Origin of the sequence: Antiquaquibacter oligotrophicus, assembly GCF_020535405.1 — a bacterium.
Lineage (GTDB): Bacteria > Actinomycetota > Actinomycetes > Actinomycetales > Microbacteriaceae > Rhodoglobus > Rhodoglobus oligotrophicus.
The window spans coordinates 361,514-382,125 of the sequence record NZ_CP085036.1 but is presented as its reverse complement, the minus strand read 5'-3'; the positions used below and the strand labels follow the sequence as shown (position 1 = coordinate 382,125).

Here is a 20,612-nt window from a genome sequence, read left to right as displayed (position 1 = left end):
GCCAGCCTAGTTCGACTCCCTGCGTACGTCCTCAGGTGATTTGTCCGGGCGCCACCCCCGCCAGGACGGGTGCCGCAGCTTGCCTGTCGGCGTCCACTCCGAGAAGGTCACCTCACCCACGAGACGAGGGGTGACAAAGTGCGCGTCCGAGGCGTCCGCTGGCGGGAGACCGACGAAGGGACTGGTCGAGCGCGACATCCGTCGCAACCGCGACGCTAGCTCGTCGAGTTGCCGGTCGGTCAGCCCTGACCCGACGCGCCCAACGTAGCGAAGACCCTCGTCGGTGGGCACTCCCATGAGCAGGGAGCCGATGCGGTGCGACCGCGCCCCCGACCCCGGTCGCCATCCGCCGATGACAACCTCTTGCGAGAGATTGTGGCGCAGCTTGATCCACGACGATGCCCGCTTGCCGGGGAGATACCCGCTCGCGCGCCGCTTCGCGACGATTCCCTCGAGCCCAAGTTCCCGGCTCGCAGCGAAGGCCGCCTTGGCGTCACCGTCGAATGCCGGGGGGACTTCGACGGGATGCTCGGCGGCGAGCACCTCCTCGAGCATCGAACGCCGCTCATCGTAGGTTCGCTCCAGCAAGCGCTCCCCGTCGTACTCGAGCAGATCGAACACCATGAACTGGACGGGCGTGGTGGCGCGCGCCTCATCGACGTACTTCTTTTTGGTGAGCTTCATGCGGGTCTGCAGCACACCGAAGTCCGGTCGGCCCGCCTTGTTGAGGGCGATGATCTCGCCATCGAGCACGGCGTCGGCTGGCAACATCCGGGGCAGTCCGTCCAGTTCCGGGTAGGTCACCGTGATGTCGACGCCGTTGCGGCTCACGAGTCGTAGGGTGCCACCCTCGATCTCGGCGATCGCTCGAATGCCGTCCCATTTCATTTCGAAGGCCCAGGCCGTGCTGTCACCGAGTTCGCCCAGTGCGCCGGGGCTCGCCAGCATGGGGGCGATCCTTTTCTCCGACGTGGAACGCAGCGATCTCGTTCCTCCGATGACACGACGGCGCGAGTCGGCCTTGCTCGTTCGCGGGGGCTGCTCGTCGGCAGGCTTCATAAGGTGGATGAGCCAGTTGTTGTCGTCTCCACCTCGGCCACCCGTGTGGATGAGTGCGTAGCGATGCGAGCCGTGGCGCTCGCCGTGAAGGGTGGCGATGACCTCTTTGCCGTCTCGCCATTTCTCGAGGTCGTAGGCGCCCTTGTCCCAAATGGTGACCTCACCTGCGCCGTATTGGCCCGCGGGAATCGTGCCCTCGAACGCCCCGTACGCGAGCGGGTGGTCTTCGGTCTGCACGGCGAGGTGATTCTGGCCGGGGTCGGTCGGTACCCCTTTCGGGATCGCCCAGCTCACGAGCACGCCGTCGTGTTCGAGTCGGAAGTCGTAGTGGAGGCGCCTCGCGTGGTGTTCCTGGATGACAAACGAATTCCCGTCGGATGGCGGGGGCGCCTCGCTCGGCACGGGTTCCGGTGTTTTCTCACCGTCGCGCATCGCGCGGTACGTGGCGAGCCTGTCATCGGGTCCGCCCGCCTGGATGAAACCGGCCATCCGCTCGGGGGTCGGCTCGAGCGACGCGAGGTGCCCAGCGGTGAGCGCCTCGAGGAGGTCGCCGCGCTTTTCGACGCGCTCGATGACCTCGCGATAGTCGAGGTGGGCGAGGTCGGGATCGTCGAGCTCATCCCAGGTCCGCGGGGCGGCGACCATCGGCTGGAGTCGACCGCGGAGGGAATAGGGCGTGATGGTGGTTTTGCTGCCGTTGTTCTGGCTCCAGTCGACGAGCACCTTGCCCGAGCGCAGCGCCTTCTTCATGTCGCTCACGATGAGGTCAGGATGATCCGCCTCGAGGGCGCGCGCGAGTTCGTGAGCCACCGCGGACACTTGGTCGCTCGTCTGACGCCCGTCGATGGCGGAATAGAGGTGGATTCCCTTCGACCCGCTCGTGACGGGCATGGGGTCGAGCCCCATTCCCGTGAGAATCACCCTGGCCAGCCGCGCGACCTCGGCGCATTCCGGCAGGCCTGCTCCAGGACCCGGGTCGAGGTCGAGCACGAGACGATCGGGATTCTTGGGTTTTCCCGTGCGGCCGAACTGCCACTGGGGAACGTGCAATTCGAGGGCCGCGATCTGGCCGAGCCAGATGAGGGTCGCACGGTCGTTGACGAGTGGATAGGAGTTGACGTGATCGGAGTGCTGGATGTCGCGTCGTAGCACCCACTGCGGTGTAGACCGATCATCGAGGTTCTTCTGGAAGAACATCTGCCCCGGGTCATCCGCCGTTCCGACGCCGTTGACCCATCGTTTTCGCGTCACGGGACGATTGGCGGCATGCCTGATGAGGGGTTCGGCGACTCTCGCGTAGTAATCGAGCACGTCGGCCTTCGTTGTGCCCGTTTCCGGGTACAGGACCTTGTCGAGACTCGTGAGCTTCAGCCGGTGACCATCGATGGTGACGACCTGGTCGTTTCCGCCCGAGTTCACAGCCATACCTCATGATGGTCGTCTCGCGCCAGGTCCCGAAACCCCTAGCCCATTGCGAGAAGCTGGGGGAGAATGTTCACTTCGTCAACATGACCCGATGGCAGTGGAGGGCACCATGAGATCCATTTGGAAGGGCGCGATCACGTTTGGCTTGGTGAACGTGCCCGTCAAGGTCTACTCGGCCACCGAGGATCACGACGTGTCGTTGCACCAGGTGCATGACAAGGATGGCGGACGCATCCGATACAAGCGTGTGTGCGAACTGGATGGCGAGGTCGTCGAATACGCCAATATCGCCAAGGCCTACGACGACGGGGATCGCACGGTCATCCTCACGGATGCCGACATGGCGACGCTGCCGGCCGAGCGCAGCAAAGAGATTGACGTCGTCGAGTTTGTGCCGACCGACCAAGTCGACCCGATCATGTTCGAGAAGAGCTATTACCTCGAGCCCGACTCGTCGTCGGTGAAGGCGTACGCTCTCCTGCGTCGCACGCTCGAGGAGACCGATCGCACGGCCATCGTCAAGTACGCCCTACGTCAGAAGACACGGCTCGGCGCACTGCGCGTCCGCGGGGACGTGCTCATGCTGCAATCGCTGTTGTGGGACGACGAGGTGCGGGAGGCACAGTTCCCCGCCCTCGATCAGAAGGTGTCGATCAGCGATAAGGAACTGCAGATGTCGCAGGCTCTCGTGGCATCCTTCGAATCCGATTTCTCTCCCGAAAAGTTCACCGACGACTATCAGGAGCAACTGCGGGAACTGATCGAAGCGAAGCTCGAGAAGGGTGACGCCGTCGACACGGCGGAGACCTTCGGCGATGCCGGCGAGGAAGGCGGCGGGGAGGTGCTCGATCTCATGGAGGCTCTCCGACGAAGCGTCGAACGTAACCGCTCGGGTTCGACGAAGGACGACACGTCAGGGGCCAAAAAGACCACGGCGAAAAAGGCTCCCGCGAAAAAAGCAACAAAAAAGTCGGCCGCGAGCAAGTCGACGAGCAAGGCGTCCTAGGAGTTTTCTTCGCGGATCGCCCGACCCTCGGCCTCGTCGTCGGCGCGCTGTCGCGCGAGCATGAGGTTGCGTTTTGTGTCGCGTAGCGCGACCTGAATCGATTCCTCCGACGCCATCCCGCTGCTCAACTGTCGGATGCGCATGACCTCGGCGTCGACTTCCGCCCCGATGACGAGCACGAGGTTGCTCACGTAGAGCCAGAGCAGGAGGGCTAGCCCGCCGCCCAACCATCCGTAAATACGGTCGTAGGGGGCAACGGTCGTGACGTAGAGCGCAAAAGCGAGGGTCACAAGAAGCCACACGGTGACGGCGAACAGTGTGCCGTGACTGACCCATCGAATGCGCTCGTGTTTGACGTTCGGGCTCGCGTAATAGAGCACCGCCATCACGAGAGCCACGAGGGCGACGAGCAACGGCCATCGCACAACGTCGAACGCGATCGTCCAGGGCGCACCAATGCCGACCGTTCGCCCGATCGCCGACGAGACTCGCGGGGTAGTCAGGAGCAGGGCCACAATCGCCGTGAACATCAGCAAGAGAAAAACGGCTACAACGAGCATGAGTCCGCGGAACCGCCACACCTGGCGACCTTCCTGCACCTCGTACGCACCGTTGACCGCCCGACCGAACGCCGTTCCGTAACTCGCAAGTGACCATAGCGACAACACGAGCCCGATCGCGAGAGCGATGCCGGGGTTGCCGATCGTCAGGAGCGCCTCGAGCGGTTCGCGGATCGTGTCCACGGTCTCGGGACGTGCTACTTCGTCGAAGATCGAGAGGAGAAACGTGGTCGCACGGTCTCCATTGCCGATGGCGAGAGCCGAGACTATGGCGAGGGCAGCGGGAAAAAAGGCGAGAGCCGCGAAGAAGCTCAGGGACGCCGCCGAATCGATACCCCGATGGCGCAGGAATCCGTGCCAGGCGCGTCGCGCCGCAAACGCCCAATACCGGCGGGGGAGCCCTCGCGTGGTGGGGGGCTCAGCGCTCATTGTGCTGCCGCCGCGAGGAGAGCGGGATGATGAGCCACATCGTTACGGCGAGGACTACGGCGACCGCGGCAGCCACCCACCCCGCCTCTCGCCCCAGTACGACATCGAAGATGAGCATGACCGTGCCCGCGAGGGTTGCCGCGACCGCGACGAGGGTCAGTGCGAGCACGCGGTGGGCGACACGCACCACGTCGGCCTTGGCGCGCTTGCGGAACAGCACGCGGTGCAGGCTCACGGGTGCCAGGGCCAGGATCGTAGCGATGGCGGCGAAAGCGACGAGCGTGAGGTAAACACTCACCTGATACGCATCCAGGTCCGCGAAGCGAGGCTGGAAGGCGAGTGTGAGAAGGAATCCGGTGAGGATCTGTGTGCCGGTCTGGATCACCCGCAGTTCCTGGAGAAGCTCCTGCCAATTACGGTCCAGGCGCTCGTTCTCGGTTTCGTCGCGACCGTCGGGAAGGGCGTCGGCTGCGGTGCTCATGACCCGATCGTAGGCCGTGCTCGCCACAGGTGCAGCCCCGCGTAGCTGCGCCACGGTGCCCAGTCGTGCGCGCGGCCTTCCAACTCCTTCGCGGTGGTGGCGATTCCGAGTCCCCGTGCCGACTGCAGCACAACCAGGTCGCTCGTCAGAAGGATGTCGGGGTTGCCGAGGACACGCATCGCGAGGTATCCGGCCGTCCAGGGCCCTATCCCCGGGAGGGCGACGAGCTGCTCCATGAACTCGCGGGCGGGCATCCCGATGTCCAATCGGAGCCTGCCATCGAGGATCGCCTCGGCCGCACCCACGATGGTCGAGATTCGTGACGCCGGTCCGCGGAGCACCTCGCGGCCGCGTTCGGCGAAAGCCACCGCCGTGGGGAAACGGCCGGACTCGCCGAGTTCGCGCGTGAGGGTACCGAGCACGGTGCGCGCGGCGGCAACCGAGATCTGCTGTCCGACGAGGGTGCGGAAGAGCGCTTCCTCGGCGTCCAGCACCCCGGGAATACGGATGCCCGGAACGCGGGCGACGAGAGGTGACAGCAGCGCGTCCCGCGAGAGTGCCCCATCGATCGCCGCGGAGTCGGCGTCGAGATCGAGGAATCGGCGGACTCGCGCGATGAGTGCCGGGAGATCATCGAGATGGTCCAGCGTCGCGGCACACAGCACCGTCGTGTCGCCCTCGAGCGTGAATCGCACGTGCGCGTCGCCGTTCGGTAGTCGAACGTTTCGCTCGAAAACGTCGCTGTCCCCGGTTTCCCATCCCGGCACCGTGTGGTCGGCGAGGAATGTCATGAGGCCGGGTCCGTTGAACGGAGGCCGGGTCGGCAAGCGCAGGGTGACCGTCTGTGCTCCCGCGGGTGCCGTGACCGAACTGCCGACACGTTTCGGCGTAGCGGAGCGACGGATCGCGGTCGGCGTCAGTCGGTAGACGGCGAGCATCGTGTCGTTGAACTGGCGAATGCTCGCGAACCCGCTCGCGAAGGCGACGTCCGACATCGGGAGACTCGTCGAGACGAGAAGTGCCCGCGCAGACTGAGCACGATGGGCTCGTGCGAGGGCGAGTGGGCCTGCGCCGAGTTCGGTGGTGAGAACCCGCACGAGGTGACGATCGGTGTACCCGAGCCGCCGCGCGAGTCCCGGTACCCCCTCGCGATCCACGACGCCGTCGAGGATCAAACGCATGGCGCGCGATGCGAGGTCGTCGTTGATGTTCCAGTCGGGAGAGCCCGGGACGGCATCCGGCAAGCATCGTTTGCACGCGCGCAAACCGGCCTCGTGAGCTGCGGCCGCGGTGCGGTAGAACCGAACGTTGCGACGGTGCGGTGTCATGGCGGGACAACTGGGGCGGCAGTAGATCCCGGTCGAGTGCACACCCGCGATGAACTGTCCGTCGAATCTCGGGTCCCGCGACGCGAGCGCACGATAGCGCTCGTCGAAGCGAGCATCCTGGTCGGTCATGCCTCTAGGTTCGCACCGGCCGACGACACTCTCTAGCGGAAATCAGACGCTGCAACACGCCCTCGACCGAGAGCTGGTGCTCCCCAGCCGGCGGACTGAGAAAATGGAGGAGTGAGTACTACATCACCCGAGCATCCGACCGCTGCGAGCGATGTTGTCGTCGAGTCGCTGATCGCGGCCCTCGGGGATCGGGTGAGCCTCGCGGAATCGGAACGAGAGGCGGCCCGGCATGACCGCTCCGGCTACGTATCCGACGGCGTGCCCCTGGCCGTGGTGACACCGGAGACGATCGACGACGTTCAAGCGGTCATGCGGATCGCCACAGCAACACACACGCCAGTTGTGGTTCGCGGCGCGGGGACAGGACTCGCCGGTGCGGCGGTTGCCGGCCATGGCGAGATCGTGCTCTCGATGCTCGCGATGAACCGGCTGCTGGAGGTCTCGCGCGACGACGAGTATGCCGTCGTTCAGCCGGGCATCATCAACGCCGACCTGAATGAGCAGCTTGCCCCGCATGGACTCTGGTTCGCGCCGGACCCCGCGAGCAGAGCGATCTCCACGGTTGGCGGCAACATCGCCACCAACGCCGGTGGGCTGCTGTGCGCCAAGTACGGCGTGACACGCGAGGCGGTGCTCGGGCTGAAGGTCGTTCTCGCAGACGGCAGGATGCTCGAGCTAGGCCACCGGACCGTCAAGGGCGTGACCGGTCTCGACCTCACCGCGCTCATGATCGGATCGGAAGGAACCCTCGGCGTCGTCGTCGAAGCGACCGTGCGGACGCGACGCCTCGTACCCGGGGCCATTGCCGTCATCAGTGCGACTTTCGGCAGCGTCGAGGATGCGGCACGGGCATCCGCCGTCATTACCGCCTCCGGGCTCACACCCGCCGTGATGGAGCTCATCGGTGAATCCGCACTCCGTCACATCGCGGCGCATCTCGGTCTTCCGGCGACCGGCGGGTCGCAGCTCATCGTGCAGTTCGACGGGCCAGGCGCGCTCGCCGAAGCGGATGCCGCTCTCACGAGCATCACGTCGCTCGGCGGCATCGCGGTTCTCTCGAGCGATCCGGTCGAGGCCGAACGGCTGTTCGCCCTTCGTCGCTCCTTCCACCCCTCCATCGCGGTTCTCGGGACGGTGCTCATCGAGGACGTCTGCGTTCCCCGCAGTGCCCTGCCCGCCATGTTTGCCACGATTGGTGAGATCGAGGCGCGCTACGGGATCGAGATCCCCACCGTCGCACACGCTGGCGATGGCAATCTCCACCCCAACTTCGTTTTCGAGGGGCCGGAGGTACCTGCCGAGATTTGGGCGGCGGCCGACGAGATGTTCCTCGCGGCATTGCGGCTCGGCGGGACTCTCACGGGCGAACACGGCGTCGGTCTGCTGAAGAGGCGGTGGCTTCGCGACGAACTCGGCGAGGATCAGCTCGAACTCCAGAGGCAACTCAAGCGGGTGTTCGATCCGCTCGGCATCCTCGGCCCCGGCAAAGTCTTCGGCGCGTAACGTCCCGCAACCACGAGCCTGAGCGCCGGTACTCTAGTGCCATGACGCAGGAGCCGCAGACCACGTTCCTCCCGATGACCACCGACCAGGACCGAACCGCCGAGGCGCGCGCAGCAGCCGCGCGACAGATCGAGAACCACGGCGGGGTCATCACGAACATGAAGGCCACCCTCCTCAGTCACGTTCCGAGCTTCACGGCCTACATGGAGTGGTACACACTCCGTGACGAACTGGTGCCCTTCATCGGCGAACGCGCCGTCTCGCTGTTCTCGTACGCGATTTCCGACGAAAACGACTGCCTCGTGTGTTCGGTGTTCTTCCGTCGAATCCTCATCGACAACGGCGAGGACCCGGACAACCCGCAGGTCACCGAGGCCGAACAGCTCCTCATCGACTGGGGCCGGTACATCGTGCGCGACCCCGCCGGTATCCCCGACGAGTTCTACGCGCGGCTCGAGGCGGCATTCCACCCGCAATTGCGTGTGCTTCTGCTCGCCTTCGCGGGCCAGATGGTGGCGACCAATCTCTTCAACACTGTCGGCCGCGTGCCGCTCGACGAGGTGCTCTATGAGTACCGCAAGCCCGGTGACGAGCGCACCCGCTGAGCTCGACGGCCGTGTCGCGTTCATCACGGGCGCGGCGCACGGTCAGGGCAGAGCAATCGCCCTCGAACTCGCGCGCGCCGGGGCGGACATCGTCGCCCTCGATGTCGCGGCGAAGATCGAGTATCCCGCATACGCTCAGGGTTCGACGGAGGAACTCGACTCCCTCGTAGACGAAGTGAGGGCGCTCGGCCGCCGCGCGATACGTGCGGTCGCCGACGTGCGTGACGCGACCGCAGTACAGTCCGCGGTGGATGCCGCACTGACCGAGTTCGGGCGCATCGACATTCTCGTCAACAACGCCGGCATTGTCGCCTACGCGGCCCTCGAGGAGATGACCGAGAGCGAGTGGGATGCAATGCTCGACATCAATCTGAAGGGGCCGTTCCTCGTCGCCCGCGCCGTCGTCCCGGTGCTCAAAAAGCAGGGCAGCGGGGTCATCGTCAACAACTCGTCGGTGATGGGTCTTCGTGGCGGCAACCGACTTTCGCACTATGTGGCGTCCAAGCACGGACTCACGGGGCTCACGAAGGCGTGGGCGATCGAACTCGCACCTTTCGGGATCAGGGTCGTGAGCATCCATCCGACCGGCGTCGATACCCCCATGAACGATGGACTTGCGGCGATGGAGGGAGCGACAGTGCAGGAGATCGCCGAGCGCAGTGCGGGAAACCTCCTGCCCGGGGTGCCGTGGATCGAGGCCCAGGATGTCGCGGACCTCGTGCTGTTCTTGGTGAGCGATCGCGCTCGCTACGCCACGGGCGCCCAGTTCACCCTCGACGCAGGGCTCCTCACGCGCTGACCGTGGCGCGGAAGGCGCGGCGATACTCCGTGGGAGAGACCCCGAAACGCTGCGCGAATCTCGCGCGAAGATTGGCCGCCGACCCGAGCCCGGATGCCCGCGCCACTTCATCGACGTAGAGGTCGGTGGACTCGAGGAGCTCGCGTGCCCGATCGAATCGCTCGGCAACGAGCCATGCGCCGGGACTGGCCCCGGTGCGCTCTCGGAACCGTCGAGCGAGCGTTCGTTCGCTGAGCGAGGCACGGGTGGCGAGGTCGGCGACGGTGAGGTCGTCTCCCACTCGCGCGCGGGCCCAGGTCAGAAGCTCGGAAAAACGATCGTCGTCATCCGCGGGGCGATGTCGAGGAATGTATTGGGCTTGTCCGCCCTGGCGCACGGATGGCATGACCAACTGTCGAGCGACGTCGTTCGCTACCGCCGCGCCGTGGTCGGTGCGGACGACGTGGAGGCACAGATCAAGCCCAGCGGCCACCCCTGCCGAGGTGAGGATGCCGTCGTCGACAAAGAGCACGTCCGGCTCCAATCGAACCGAAGGAAAACGCGACGCGAACTCGGCAGAGCGCACCCAATAGGTTGTGGCGCGGCGCCCGTCGAGTAGTCCCGCTTCGGCGAGTGCGAACGCTCCCGTGCAAATCGCCATAATTCTGACGCCACGTTCTCGTGCGCCGACGAGGGCGTCGCGGAGGTCGGTGTTCAGGGGCCCGACTCTGGCCTCCCGGCCGGGGAGGACGATGACGGTATCCGCTTCCCCCACGATCTCCAGACCGTGCGCCACCGACACTTCGACACCGGAACTCGTCGACACCGGGAGACCGCCGATGCTCGCGATGCGCACACGGTAGAGCGCTTCGCCAGTAGCGCCCCGCGCCGAGTCGAATACCTGATGGGGCACACCGAGATCGAGCAGGATGCTGCCATCCAGCGCTACGGCGACGATCTCGTGCATCCCTGTCTCCCTGTTGACGAGGTTTGGCGAAATAATTGCGACAACTGCCATTCTTGCCAACCTGAGTGCGAGCATACTCGATGCATGACCGCAGGCCCCGAGCTCCGAACACGTCGACTTCATCCGGGCTGGATCGTCGCCGCGGTCGCCTTCCTCGCCCTCGTCGGGGCCGCCGGATTCCGAGCGGCGCCGAGTGTGCTCATGCTGCCACTCGAAGAGGAATTCGGGTGGACACGTACCGAGCTTTCGCTCGCGGTGACCGTCAATCTCTTGCTGTACGGCCTCATGGCACCCTTTGCCGCGGCTCTCATGGCGCGATTCGGTCTGCGTCGGGTCACCGCCGTCGCCTTACTGCTTGTCGCGGCCGGTGCGGGATTGAGCATCTTCGCGACGGCCCCGTGGATGCTCGTGCTCACGTGGGGCGTGATGATCGGACTCGGGACTGGCTCCATGGCGCTCGTCTTCGCCGCAACGGTTGCCGATCAGTGGTTCATCAAGCGCCGCGGGCTCGTCGTCGGTGTGCTCACGGCCGGGTCGGCGACGGGCCAGTTGGCCTTCCTCCCCTTCATCGCCATCCTCGTCGCCGATCAGGGTTGGCGGCAGGCATCGTTGCTCGTCGCCGGTGGTGCGCTCCTCGTTGTACCTCTCGTCCTCCTTTTCCTCCGCAACACCCCGGCCGACCTCGGGGTTACTCCCTACGGCGCGCCTTCGGGGTGGGTCCCGCCCCTGCGCCCCACCGGCAGCGCGGTGGGTATCGCGCTCGGAACGCTGCGGCGCGCGAGCCGTGTTCGCACCTTCTGGGCGCTCGTCGCGGGCTTCGCCATTTGCGGCGCGACCACCAACGGCCTCGTCGGCACACATTTCATTCCCAGCGCACACGATCACGGGATGCCCGAGACAACGGCCGCCGGCCTGCTCGCCCTCGTCGGCATCTTCGACATCGTGGGTACGATAGCGTCGGGCTGGCTCACCGACCGCATCAATCCGCGCATCCTCCTCGGCATCTACTACGCCGGCCGCGGAGTCGGACTTCTCATCCTCCCGTTCCTGCTCTCGGCGACGGTCCAGCCCCCGATCATCGTTTTTGTGATCATCTACGGTCTCGACTGGGTCGCGACAGTCCCACCTACCGTCGCCCTGTGCCGGGAGATCTTTGGCAAGGACGGGCCGGTCGTCTTTGGTTGGGTCTTCGCCTCCCACCAGATTGGAGCCGCCATCGCCGCGATCGTCGCTGGAGCCGTGCGAGACAGCACGGGCGAGTACACCATTGCGTGGTTCGGGGCGGCGGGCCTCTGCGTGGTTGCGGCGATCGTGAGCCTCGGCATCACGCGAGCCCGCCGAGAGGTGCTCACCTAGGGGAGTAGTGTCGTCGCGTGACGACAGACCTTCTGCTCGCGGTCCTGCTTCTTGCGGTGTGGACGGGCCTCCTTGCCCTCCAACTCGCCGACATCGTGATCACCGCGAGCCGACTTCCGCAACTATCGGCCTTCACGAGCGTCAAGGCCGAATTGCTCGAGATGGAGAGCACCCGCGCGAACGCCGAACGCCTTGCGGCACTGCGCGAGCAGATCGCGGAACTGGATGCTCGCGAGCTGGCTAGAGCGATCCCTCCGGGTCGAGGAGCGACCGCGCAGCTCTGGCGAGCAACTCCCTGGCGGCTCGCTCCGACCGCACTGGCGCTCATTCCTCTCGCCCTCACGGTGGGAACGTGGCCGCTGGCCCTTGCGGCTCTGCCGTTGCCCGTCGTCACCTACGTGCTCGCTCTGGCAGCGGCGCGGGCATCCGTCGCTGCCGCGAGCGCGCGTGCCACCGTTCACGAGCAACACCGCGCCGAGATCCAGGAGCTCGTCGATCGGGTGTCGAGGACGGCCAGGAAACGAGTTGCGGGTCTCGGTGAGCGAGTCAATCGCGCGCTTCAGATCCTCCGTGAGCAACAGAGTTGAGCGCTCCCTCGAGCCGATAGTGTCGTGTCCATGACGCACACCAACCCCACGGCGTCGATCACGGACTACACGGCGTCCTCCGGCGTGCCGCACGCGGCGCCCGGCGCGGCACCGGCCGAGGTAGCCGCGGCGTCGACCGGGTCGATCCCTTTGCCGCCACCTCCCGCGAGTCCCGGCAGCTCCGCGCGGCTCGTTCTCGGCATAGTCGGCATCGTCTTGCTCTCGATCATCGCCCTTTTTGTTGCCGTGTTCCTCATCGCAGGACTCGGTGTGAATGCGTTCGCGCTCGGGGGTGTGCTCGCGCTCGTTCCGCTCGCGATCGTCTTCTTCGGGATTCGATGGATCGACAAGTGGGAGCCCGAGCCTCGTGCTGCTGTCGTGTTCGCTTTCCTGTGGGGAGCAGGCCTCTCGGTGCTCTTGGCCCTCATCGTCGGTGCCGAAATCGACAACGTCATCAACAGCATGGGCGGCCCCGGCCCCGGCTACGAGTTCTTCGGTGCCGCCGTTCAAGCGCCCATCGTCGAAGAGGTCGGCAAGGGACTCGGCGTCCTCGTGATCTTCTGGGCAGCGCGCAAGCACTTCGACGGCCCGGTCGACGGCATTGTGTATGCGGCGTGGGTGGCTGGCGGTTTCGCCTTCACCGAGAACATTCTCTACTTCGGCTCGCAACTGATCGAGGCGGGGGGTGTCGACGGGAGTGTCGTCGAGATCTTCCTCGTGCGGGGCATCATGTCGCCCTTCGCGCACATCATGTTCACGTCGTTTGTTGGTATCGCTCTCGGTCTCGCCGCCCGGCGCGCCTCGGCGCTCGGCGCCCTCGGCTACTTCCTCATCGGACTGATCCCGGCAATTCTCCTTCACGCATTCTGGAACGGTGCACTGTTCTTCGTCTCGAACTTCTACGGCTACTACGTGCTCGTGCAGGTTCCTCTGTTTGTCGGTGCGGTGTTCCTGGTGCGTTTCCTTCGGCATCAAGAGTCAAAGCTCACCTTTGATCGTCTGACCGAGTACTCGCAGGCGGGATGGTTGCACCCGGACGAAGTGGCCGTGATCGCCACTGCGCAAGGCCGCAGGCAAGCCATCGCCTGGGCGCGTTCTCGCGGCAAGGGAGCAGAGATGAAGCGTTACTTGCAGGGCGCAACACGACTCGCGTTCGCTCGTCAGCGGATCATCACCGGTCGGGGCCGGAGTGCTGCCACCGTGGACGAGGCGCGACTGCTTCCCGCTCTCGTTGACGACCGTCGGGCCCTCGCCTCGGCGTGATCGCGGGCGGGAAAGAGTCCGTTAACAGACTCATCGCCCGGTGGTGCGGCACTGCCTGCGACTCTTCCGGGCGATGAGTTGTTCTTCGTCCAGACTGCCACCGCTCACCGCCACGCGCAAGAGTGTTCTTGTCGGCTCCGTCTAGACTTGTAGGCCTGAAATCGAGAGGTGGGCGCATGGCGTCGAGCGAGCTGGAGAGGGAGCGGGACTACGTCCACTCCCTCTATTCGAGGCTCGATGAGTTGCTCGAGGATGCCCGCGTCCGGCTCGACGCCGTTCGTCGCGAGAATGCGGGTGGAACACACCAAAACCGTTCTGAGCGTGACGCCTTCGCGCGTATCTACGAGGATCGTGTTGCCCAGCTCCGGCAGGTTGATGAGCGTCTCGCATTCGGCCGTCTGACACTCGCGGATGCCCCGGCCGGAGCCGAGCACCACTACATCGGTCGCATCGGACTCCGAGACGATGACCAGCGCCCACTCCTGCTGGACTGGAGGGTTCCCCAGGCGAGGGCGTTTTATCAGGCGACCGCCGCCACTCCGCTCGGGGCCCGTGCACGTCGGCACCTCCAGAGCGCTGGGCGTGACGTGATCCGTATCGACGATGAAATCTTCGACCGCGACTTGCTCGACGATGCCTCCGATTCGCTCCAGGGTGAAGCTGCCCTTCTTGCTACCGTCACGGCGCAGCGCACCGGACGGATGGTCGATATCGTGGCGACGATCCAGGCCGAGCAGGATGCCATCATCCGCTCAGAACTCGCGGGTGCCCTCGTTGTGCAGGGTGGTCCCGGCACGGGGAAAACGGCTGTCGCTCTTCACCGTGCCGCCTACCTGCTCTACTCGCATCGCGAGCGGCTGTCGTCCAACGGCGTCCTTATCGTCGGCCCGTCTCCGTCGTTCCTCCAGTACATCGAGCAGGTTCTCCCGTCGCTTGGCGAGACGGGGGTGGTGCTCGCGAGTCTCGGTCAGCTGTTCCCCGGTGAAGAGGCCACAGACGAGGATGCGCCGGAGGTAGCTGAGCTCAAGGGCAGCCTCGAGATGGTCGACCTCCTGAAGCGCGCCGTGCGCTCGCGCCAGATCGTGCCGCGTGAGGCCCAGGTCATCGATGTCAACGGAGAGCGACTCACCATCCAGCCGTCGGTCATTCACAGCGCGATGCAGCGCGCGTGGGAGACCCGCAAGCCGCACAACGTCGCGAGGGTGACGTTCAACAAGGCAGCACTCTCGAGCCTCACCAGACTCCTTGCCGATCAGCTGCGATCCCACGGCAATACGATCGAGGACTCCGACCTCGGGTGGTTGCGCGAGGACCTGAGGACGTCCTACGACGTGAGAGTGCTGCTCAACACGGCGTGGTTGCCTCTCACACCTCAGAAGTTCATCCGCGATCTGTATGCGCGCCCGGCGTGGCTCGCCGAGCTCACCCCGACGTGGTCGGAGCAGCGTCGAGCGCTGCTGTTTCGCGGTCGGGACGCCGACTTCACGGTGTCCGATATTGCACTCCTCGATGAGGCGGCAGAACTGCTCGGTGAGGTCGACCTGGCGGCGGATGCTCGCAAGGCCGAACGCAAGCAGCAACGCAAACGCGACATCGCCAACGCGGAGCAGGCGATTCGCAACATGCGGGTGGAGGGACTCGTGGATGCCCGATCCCTCGCCGAGGGATTCGAGGCGCAGGTCTACCGCGGCACCACGGCGGAGCAGGCCGCCGCCGACCGTGAGTGGACCTACGGCCACATCGTTGTCGACGAGGCGCAGGAACTGTCTCCCCTGCAGTGGCGTGTGCTCGTGCGTCGAAACCCACTGAAATCTTTCACGATCGTGGGGGATGTTGCCCAGGCTTCCGCTGCGGCAGGAACAACGAGCTGGTCTGGCGCCCTCGACCCCCACCTCGGTCGTTCGTGGCGACTGGAGGAGCTCACGGTCAACTACCGAACGCCCGCCCAGGTGAGCGAGGTGGCCGAAGAGGTCGCGCGAGCGCACGGGCTCGACATCACGCGATCGCGCGCGGTGCGGGAGGGCGAATGGCCGGTGTTCGTCACTCTCGGTCAGCCGGTCGAGGCCGCCGTGGTTTCTGCCATTCGCGAGGACCGCACTCGCGGATCCGGTGCCGTCGCCGTTATCGCCACCGGGGAGGTCCGTGGGAGACTCACCGCGGCGCTCTCCCGAGAATTCGGATCCGAGGTCGGGGTGGGAGCTGTTGGTCTCACTCGGGCAATCGCGGTGTTGACTCCCCAGGAGTCAAAGGGTTTGGAGTTCGACACGGTGATTGTGGCGGAACCGCAGAGCATCGTCGACGAGCACAGTCGAGGCGCCTCCGCGCTGTACGTCGCCATGACACGCGCGACTCAGCGACTGTACGTTGTGGCTGATTCCGATCTCCCGGTGGGGATGCCGCGGCCCTGATCCCACCGGTTACACCCGTATTGGGGGGTTTGCGGAGAACTCCCAGGTTGGCACACTGAATACACGAATCGTTGTCTTTCGGGGGAACGACCGGTTCGATCGGGTGCGGCTTCGGCCGCAACGAGTAGGGCCGGAGGCGGGGGAGCCTCCGGCCCAACGTCTTTTCCGGCCTCGAACGCGGGAGCTAAATGGTGCACGGGCGGGGCGTGAGAGAGCGAGTCGCTGCAGAGTCTTCGATGAGTCGAGTTGTCGCGGCTTGGGCTTCGGCACCGCCGAGGTCCACCCTCGCCGGGTTGTTGGGTGCGAGCCCGCTCAGCTCTCAGTGCAGGGCGGACTATCGTGAGGCGGTCGCCGAACTCGTGGTCGGCGACATCCTGGACAACCTCGGCCCCCGGTGGGACGTCCTTCACGACGTGCCCCTCGAGGGACACGATCTCGACCACCTCGTCCTCGGGCCGACGGGGGTGTTCGCTGTACGTTCCGCGGACTACGGCGACAGGGAAGCCCTTCTCGATGGTGATCTTTTTATCGCGGGTGTCCGGACCGACGATGTGGGCTCGGTCGCGCGTCAGGCGGATGATGTGGCGCGCAGGTTGACGGTCGCGGGAGGCGGCCATCCTGTGGCCGTGACCCCGCTCCTTGTCATCGTGGCGCCTCGGCGCCTCACCACGATTTCCCGTCACAGCACGGTCGAGGTTGTGACGGCGGAACGACTCGCAAGACACCTCGCTAGCCGTAGTGCAACTCTCGCGGGGCCGGAGGTGGCGCTGCTCTCCGATCTCGCCGACCGCGAGACAACGTGGCCGGAACCAACGGGCGAGACCTCCGATCGCCGGCACCTCCACCGTGCCTTCGCGCAGGTTCGAGCTCACGTGCGCGCGGCCGCGCGCCGTCGCACCATCCTCAGTCTCACGGCGGGCCTCGTGCTGTGCGTCGGGGTCTGGGCCGTGGTCGCGTTCACCGTGAGTTCTGCCATCGCGCCGTGAGGATGCCGCGTTCTCACAGAGGGAACGGGCATCATGGTGGAATGTTCGCGCGACACCCCTACCTGTCTCTCGCGACATTCGTCTATCTGGGTGTCGTCGGGTGGGCGACCCTCACACCTCAGTCCGGGCGCGCGAGCTCCAACCTGCTGTGGCGCATGGCGGAATTTTTCGATCGCTACGAGGCAACACAGTGGTTGACCTTTTCGACTCTCGAGTTCCTCGCCAACATCGCGATGTTTGTTCCGCTCGGCCTCTTTTTTGTGCTCCTCCTCGGTCGTCGGCGGTGGTGGCTCGCGATCGCGCTGGGCTTCCTCCTGACCATGGTGATCGAATTCGTTCAGCAGTTCATCGGTGGTCGCGTTCCCGACGTCCGCGACATCGTCGCCAACTCCCTTGGCGCGATCCTCGGCACCCTGCTCGCACTCGTTCTCACAGCGGCTGCGGCACGCAAACGCCGGGCAGGGCGTGTGTCGAGCGAACCGATTGCGAGCCGACTCTGACCATGGCGAGCAGCATCCCCAGATCGAGGACGTTGGCCTTCGGTCCGTTTGTGATCGTCGCGATCGTTCACCTCGTCACCCTCGGTCTCCTCCTCCTGCCCGTCGCCTACTGGGCGAAGGTGTCGGTGATGCCAGCCTTACTGCTCGCGCTTCTTGTCGCCGTGCCGCGACGACGGTCCGAGATCGCACTCTGGGCGGCCCTCGCGCTCGTGTTCGCGAGTGTGGGGGATGCCCTCCTGAGGGATCCCGGAGAAGCGGGATTCCTCATCGGCCTTGGCGCTTTTGTGCTCACCCACGTCGCCTACCTCGTGCTCTTCCTGCGGCCGTTGCGACGGCGTCGGCCGCCGCTTGGCGCGCTCGGCTACGCCGTGTGGCTCATCGCCCTTCTTGTCCTTCTTGTGCCCCACACCGGTGCTCTCACGGTCGCCGTTGTCTTCTACGGCGCACTCGTGTGCGCCGTAGCTACCGCGGCACTCGGTACGACACCCATCATTGCGGTGGGTGCCTTCCTGTTCCTCGTCTCCGACAGTCTCCTGGCGCTGCGCCTCTTTGTGCCCGGCTTCGAGTTCTGGCAGCAGGACGTCATCATCATGACCTTCTACATCGGTGGTCAAGGCCTCATCGTTCTGGGGGCGGTGCGCGAGGCGTGGCGACGCGAACGTGCTTTACCGAACTGACGACGAGAGCGAGCTCCTCAGCGGATGCACTGACCGGTCGACACATCCGCGGTGAGGCCCGCGGCCGCGTCCGCCACCGGATCGAGCTCGGCCATCGTCGCCGCGTACCCGATTCGCGATGTGTCCGCGCTCTTCGCAAAGACCACGCCGATGACCTCGCCGTTCAGTGACAGGACGGGGCCGCCGGAGTTGCCCTGATTGACGTCGGAGGCGAGGGTGTAGATCTCGCGTGGTGACCGGGAAATCTCGTAGATGTCATCGACGGAGACGACACCGACGTTCATGACGCCCGCGGGGATGGACGTAAACGGTCCACCGAAGGGGTAGCCCTGCACCGCGGCATCCGTTCCCGGCTGTGCGGTGTCACCGAGGGGGAGCGGCTCCGGATCGAGCCCCGGCACGGCAATGACGGCGAGATCGACGATGGGGTCGAAGTACACGACGGTTCCCGCGATCGCTTGGCCGCCGGGTGTTTCGATAACCGGTTCCGTCACTCCCGCGACAACGTGGGCGTTGGTGACCACACGATCGTCGGAGACCACGAACCCGCTCCCGCTCTGCGCAACTCCGCACGCAAATGCGTTCCCGGTGATGCGCACGACCGACTGTGCCGCGGCCGTCAGCTCGGGTGATCCCGCATCGATCGAGGGGATGACAGGCTCACCGATGCCGAACGCGTCGGTGACGACCGGGAGGCCACTATCGATAAGGCCGGCGCGGAGTTGTGCGAGCCATGCCTCCACGGGGTCGGGAGTCACCGTGCCGATCGTGCGGAGCACGGCCGAACCGGCGATGGCTCGCGAGAGGGGCGGGATCCCGAGCTGGGCGACGCTGGTGGCGACCACGGAGGCGATGAGCGCAGCGGCAACGCCGGTCGCAAGACCTCCTGCCAGGCGATCGATGCCGCTCAGCGGAGTGTCCTCCACGCCGCTGCGCGCCAGACGCCCGAGCACGGCGCCCGCGGTGGTTCCGAGTGCGAGCAGCACGAGCACAACCGCAACCGTCACGACGGGGCGGATCTCCGCCAGCGGCACCCACGCAGCAACGATCGGCACGAGGAAAAACGCCGCAACACCTCCCGCGACAACACCGCCGAATGCGAAGAGTGCGTGGGAAAGGCCCGCTCGAATCCCATAACCGACGTATCCGAGGATCACCAGGACGAGGAACACATCCAGGACGGTCGACTCGCTCACGCGTCGAGCCTAGGCTGGCAGTCTCGCTGTTGGCTGAGGGACCGCGCGTGTGCCCGGCATCCTCACTCTGCTAGACTCCCAAGGTTGCCGTCTGACGGCCGCGGATAAAGAGAGCTCGAGCATTCCCGCTACGGGCGCCGCGCAACGAGGAGAAAGGGGATCACCTTATGGCTCTTGAAGCCAACATCAAGAAGGCGATCATCGACGAATACGCTACCCACCCCGGTGACACCGGATCCCCTGAGGTCCAGGTCGCGATGCTCACACAGCGCATCAAGGACCTGACCGAGCACCTCAAGGAGCACAAGCACGACCACCACTCGCGTCGTGGACTGCTTCTGCTTGTGGGCCAGCGCCGCCGGCTGCTCGGCTACCTCCAGGACATCGACATCGAGCGTTACCGCTCGCTCATCGAGCGCCTGGGGCTGCGCCGCTAGGCATTTGCGAGAGATCGCGTCGATCTTGATCAGACGGGCCGTCACCCTCACTTCCTTGAGAAGCGGGTGGCGGCCCGTTCTGCGTCCCGCGATGGTGTGCCCGTGAGCGACGTCACGAAGTCGAACCCGCACGCCCCTGACGGCTTCTTCGAGGCCGAAGCGGCGGGGTTGAGATGGCTCGCGGATGCTCGGGGCGCGACCATCGCGCATGTGCTCGATGTCGAACCCGGTCGTATCCGTCTCGAGCGCATCGTCGAGGTGCCGCCGACGGCGGACGCAGCGCGGCAGTTCGGCTCGGCACTCGCTCGCACGCACGACGCGGGCGCCGCCGCGTTCGGGACAGCGCCCGACGGTTGGGACGGGCCACTCTTCATCGGTCGCAGATCGATGGCACGGGCATCCGAGCGATCGTGGGGTGTCTTCTACGCGCGGGACCGAGTGCTTCCGTTTCTGGAGATCGCTCTCGCCGCGGGTAATGTCACGCTCCAGGAAGCGGAGGTCGTTCGTCGTGTGTGCCAGCGCATCACGGCGGGGGAGTTCGACGACGGACAGCCGCCCGCTCGCCTTCACGGCGACCTCTGGGCGGGAAACGTGCTCTGGTCAGCGGAGGGGGTTGTACTCATCGACCCGGCCGCGCACGGAGGTCACCGCGAGACCGATCTTGCGATGCTCGACCTCTTTGGCTGCCCCTATCTCGAGCTCGTGATCGACGGCTACCAGGAGCAGCATTCGCTGATGCCCGATTGGCGTTCGCGGATTCCCCTGCATCAACTCCACCCCCTCGCCGTGCACGCGGCAGGGCACGGCAGGCACTACGGCACGGCACTGCACGCCGCGGCCGAACGTGTCATGGAGCTGTGAGATCCCTCCAGAAAAAAATCTGTCCGACCTGCATCCAGGATCATGCCGTGGAGGGAAGAGATACATGACAG

Annotated in this window: 19 protein-coding genes; 13 read left to right on the top strand and 6 right to left on the bottom strand. The window is 65.6% G+C overall.

Annotated elements, in window-relative coordinates:
• Positions 1-6 precede the first annotated feature (6 nt).
• Positions 7-2,484: an ATP-dependent DNA ligase gene (locus LH407_RS01895; RefSeq protein WP_322132983.1), complete on the bottom strand. Its 2,478-nt coding sequence runs from the start codon at positions 2,482-2,484 to the stop codon at positions 7-9.
• Positions 2,485-2,593: 109 nt separating this feature from the next.
• Between LH407_RS01895 and ku the strand changes: the two genes are divergently transcribed.
• Positions 2,594-3,490 carry a non-homologous end joining protein Ku gene (gene ku, locus LH407_RS01890; RefSeq protein ID WP_322132984.1) on the top strand — a complete coding sequence of 299 codons (897 nt, stop codon included), beginning with the start codon at positions 2,594-2,596 and terminating at the stop codon, positions 3,488-3,490.
• On the opposite strand, the gene LH407_RS01885 is transcribed toward ku, so the two are convergent.
• Genes LH407_RS01885 through LH407_RS01875 form a run of 3 tightly spaced genes read right to left on the bottom strand, consistent with a single transcriptional unit; the run spans position 3,487 to position 6,417 of the window.
• On the bottom strand, positions 3,487-4,479 hold the full coding sequence (locus LH407_RS01885) for a YihY/virulence factor BrkB family protein (RefSeq protein WP_322132985.1): 993 nt from the start codon (positions 4,477-4,479) through the stop codon (positions 3,487-3,489). The two genes, ku and LH407_RS01885, sit on opposite strands and share 4 nt — an antisense overlap.
• Positions 4,469-4,960, bottom strand: a complete 492-nt coding sequence (locus tag LH407_RS01880; RefSeq protein ID WP_322132986.1) for a DUF6328 family protein — start codon at positions 4,958-4,960, stop codon at positions 4,469-4,471. Before LH407_RS01880 ends, LH407_RS01885 begins: the two co-directional genes overlap by 11 nt.
• Positions 4,957-6,417: an Ada metal-binding domain-containing protein gene (locus LH407_RS01875; protein ID WP_322132987.1), complete on the bottom strand. Its 1,461-nt coding sequence runs from the start codon at positions 6,415-6,417 to the stop codon at positions 4,957-4,959. The genes LH407_RS01880 and LH407_RS01875 overlap by 4 nt, the downstream gene beginning before the upstream one ends.
• 111 nt (positions 6,418-6,528) lie before the next feature.
• Between LH407_RS01875 and LH407_RS01870 the strand changes: the two genes are divergently transcribed.
• The 3 genes from LH407_RS01870 to LH407_RS01860 are packed head-to-tail and all read left to right on the top strand — an operon-like array spanning position 6,529 to position 9,324.
• Positions 6,529-7,920, top strand: a complete 1,392-nt coding sequence (locus tag LH407_RS01870; RefSeq protein ID WP_407650609.1) for an FAD-binding oxidoreductase — start codon at positions 6,529-6,531, stop codon at positions 7,918-7,920.
• A gap of 41 nt (positions 7,921-7,961) precedes the next feature.
• Complete coding sequence (locus LH407_RS01865; protein ID WP_322132988.1) at positions 7,962-8,525, top strand: carboxymuconolactone decarboxylase family protein; 564 nt, start codon at positions 7,962-7,964, stop codon at positions 8,523-8,525.
• A complete protein-coding gene (locus tag LH407_RS01860; protein WP_322132989.1) occupies positions 8,488-9,324 on the top strand; it encodes a mycofactocin-coupled SDR family oxidoreductase in 837 nt (278 codons plus the stop codon). The genes LH407_RS01865 and LH407_RS01860 overlap by 38 nt, the downstream gene beginning before the upstream one ends.
• On the opposite strand, the gene LH407_RS01855 is transcribed toward LH407_RS01860, so the two are convergent.
• The gene (locus tag LH407_RS01855; RefSeq protein WP_322132990.1) at positions 9,314-10,270 is read right to left on the bottom strand and encodes a GlxA family transcriptional regulator; all 957 of its coding nucleotides are present in this window, start codon (positions 10,268-10,270) and stop codon (positions 9,314-9,316) included. The genes LH407_RS01860 and LH407_RS01855 overlap by 11 nt on opposite strands.
• Before the next feature lie 84 nt (positions 10,271-10,354).
• Between LH407_RS01855 and LH407_RS01850 the strand changes: the two genes are divergently transcribed.
• The 7 genes from LH407_RS01850 to LH407_RS01820 all read left to right on the top strand — a co-directional run bounded on the left by LH407_RS01850 (position 10,355) and on the right by LH407_RS01820 (position 18,047).
• Positions 10,355-11,626, top strand: coding sequence for an MFS transporter (locus tag LH407_RS01850; RefSeq protein WP_322132991.1), 1,272 nt, complete (start codon positions 10,355-10,357; stop codon positions 11,624-11,626).
• A gap of 17 nt (positions 11,627-11,643) precedes the next feature.
• Positions 11,644-12,213 carry a hypothetical protein gene (locus LH407_RS01845; protein WP_322132992.1) on the top strand — a complete coding sequence of 190 codons (570 nt, stop codon included), beginning with the start codon at positions 11,644-11,646 and terminating at the stop codon, positions 12,211-12,213.
• A gap of 30 nt (positions 12,214-12,243) precedes the next feature.
• A complete protein-coding gene (locus LH407_RS01840; RefSeq protein WP_322132993.1) occupies positions 12,244-13,476 on the top strand; it encodes a PrsW family intramembrane metalloprotease in 1,233 nt (410 codons plus the stop codon).
• Between the two features lie 176 nt (positions 13,477-13,652).
• A complete protein-coding gene (locus LH407_RS01835; RefSeq protein WP_322132994.1) occupies positions 13,653-15,884 on the top strand; it encodes a HelD family protein in 2,232 nt (743 codons plus the stop codon).
• Positions 15,885-16,120: 236 nt separating this feature from the next.
• Positions 16,121-16,870, top strand: coding sequence for a nuclease-related domain-containing protein (locus tag LH407_RS01830; RefSeq protein WP_322132995.1), 750 nt, complete (start codon positions 16,121-16,123; stop codon positions 16,868-16,870).
• A gap of 41 nt (positions 16,871-16,911) precedes the next feature.
• Positions 16,912-17,370, top strand: coding sequence for a VanZ family protein (locus LH407_RS01825; RefSeq protein WP_322132996.1), 459 nt, complete (start codon positions 16,912-16,914; stop codon positions 17,368-17,370).
• 2 nt (positions 17,371-17,372) lie between these two features.
• Positions 17,373-18,047 (top strand): lysoplasmalogenase, encoded by a 675-nt coding sequence (locus tag LH407_RS01820; protein ID WP_322132997.1) that lies wholly within the window; start codon positions 17,373-17,375, stop codon positions 18,045-18,047.
• Between the two features lie 17 nt (positions 18,048-18,064).
• Here LH407_RS01820 and LH407_RS01815 read toward each other — a convergent pair whose 3' ends face one another.
• On the bottom strand, positions 18,065-19,243 hold the full coding sequence (locus LH407_RS01815; protein WP_322132998.1) for a MarP family serine protease: 1,179 nt from the start codon (positions 19,241-19,243) through the stop codon (positions 18,065-18,067).
• A 167-nt stretch (positions 19,244-19,410) separates the two neighbouring features.
• Here LH407_RS01815 and rpsO point away from each other — a divergent pair, with 167 nt between their 5' ends.
• Both rpsO and LH407_RS01805 read left to right on the top strand, forming a co-directional pair.
• On the top strand, positions 19,411-19,680 hold the full coding sequence (gene rpsO, locus LH407_RS01810) for a 30S ribosomal protein S15 (protein ID WP_322132999.1): 270 nt from the start codon (positions 19,411-19,413) through the stop codon (positions 19,678-19,680).
• A gap of 102 nt (positions 19,681-19,782) precedes the next feature.
• A complete protein-coding gene (locus tag LH407_RS01805; RefSeq protein ID WP_322133000.1) occupies positions 19,783-20,541 on the top strand; it encodes a fructosamine kinase family protein in 759 nt (252 codons plus the stop codon).
• The last annotated feature ends 71 nt before the right edge of the window (positions 20,542-20,612 follow it).

Bases quoted from the DNA above. Each gene is read 5' to 3' on its own strand.
- LH407_RS01880 (WP_322132986.1), bottom strand. From the start codon at position 4,960: ATGAGCACCGCAGCCGACGCCCTTCCCGACGGTCGCGACGAAACCGAG.
- LH407_RS01895 (WP_322132983.1), bottom strand. From the start codon at position 2,484: ATGGCTGTGAACTCGGGCGGAAACGACCAGGTCGTCACCATCGATGGT.
- LH407_RS01885 (WP_322132985.1), bottom strand. From the start codon at position 4,479: ATGAGCGCTGAGCCCCCCACCACGCGAGGGCTCCCCCGCCGGTATTGG.
- LH407_RS01835 (WP_322132994.1), top strand. From the start codon at position 13,653: ATGGCGTCGAGCGAGCTGGAGAGGGAGCGGGACTACGTCCACTCCCTC.
- LH407_RS01860 (WP_322132989.1), top strand. From the start codon at position 8,488: ATGAGTACCGCAAGCCCGGTGACGAGCGCACCCGCTGAGCTCGACGGC.
- LH407_RS01850 (WP_322132991.1), top strand. From the start codon at position 10,355: ATGACCGCAGGCCCCGAGCTCCGAACACGTCGACTTCATCCGGGCTGG.
- LH407_RS01865 (WP_322132988.1), top strand. From the start codon at position 7,962: ATGACGCAGGAGCCGCAGACCACGTTCCTCCCGATGACCACCGACCAG.
- LH407_RS01875 (WP_322132987.1), bottom strand. From the start codon at position 6,417: ATGACCGACCAGGATGCTCGCTTCGACGAGCGCTATCGTGCGCTCGCG.
- ku (WP_322132984.1), top strand. From the start codon at position 2,594: ATGAGATCCATTTGGAAGGGCGCGATCACGTTTGGCTTGGTGAACGTG.
- LH407_RS01840 (WP_322132993.1), top strand. From the start codon at position 12,244: ATGACGCACACCAACCCCACGGCGTCGATCACGGACTACACGGCGTCC.
- LH407_RS01820 (WP_322132997.1), top strand. From the start codon at position 17,373: ATGGCGAGCAGCATCCCCAGATCGAGGACGTTGGCCTTCGGTCCGTTT.
- LH407_RS01830 (WP_322132995.1), top strand. From the start codon at position 16,121: ATGAGTCGAGTTGTCGCGGCTTGGGCTTCGGCACCGCCGAGGTCCACC.
- LH407_RS01825 (WP_322132996.1), top strand. From the start codon at position 16,912: ATGTTCGCGCGACACCCCTACCTGTCTCTCGCGACATTCGTCTATCTG.
- LH407_RS01855 (WP_322132990.1), bottom strand. From the start codon at position 10,270: ATGCACGAGATCGTCGCCGTAGCGCTGGATGGCAGCATCCTGCTCGAT.
- rpsO (WP_322132999.1), top strand. From the start codon at position 19,411: ATGGCTCTTGAAGCCAACATCAAGAAGGCGATCATCGACGAATACGCT.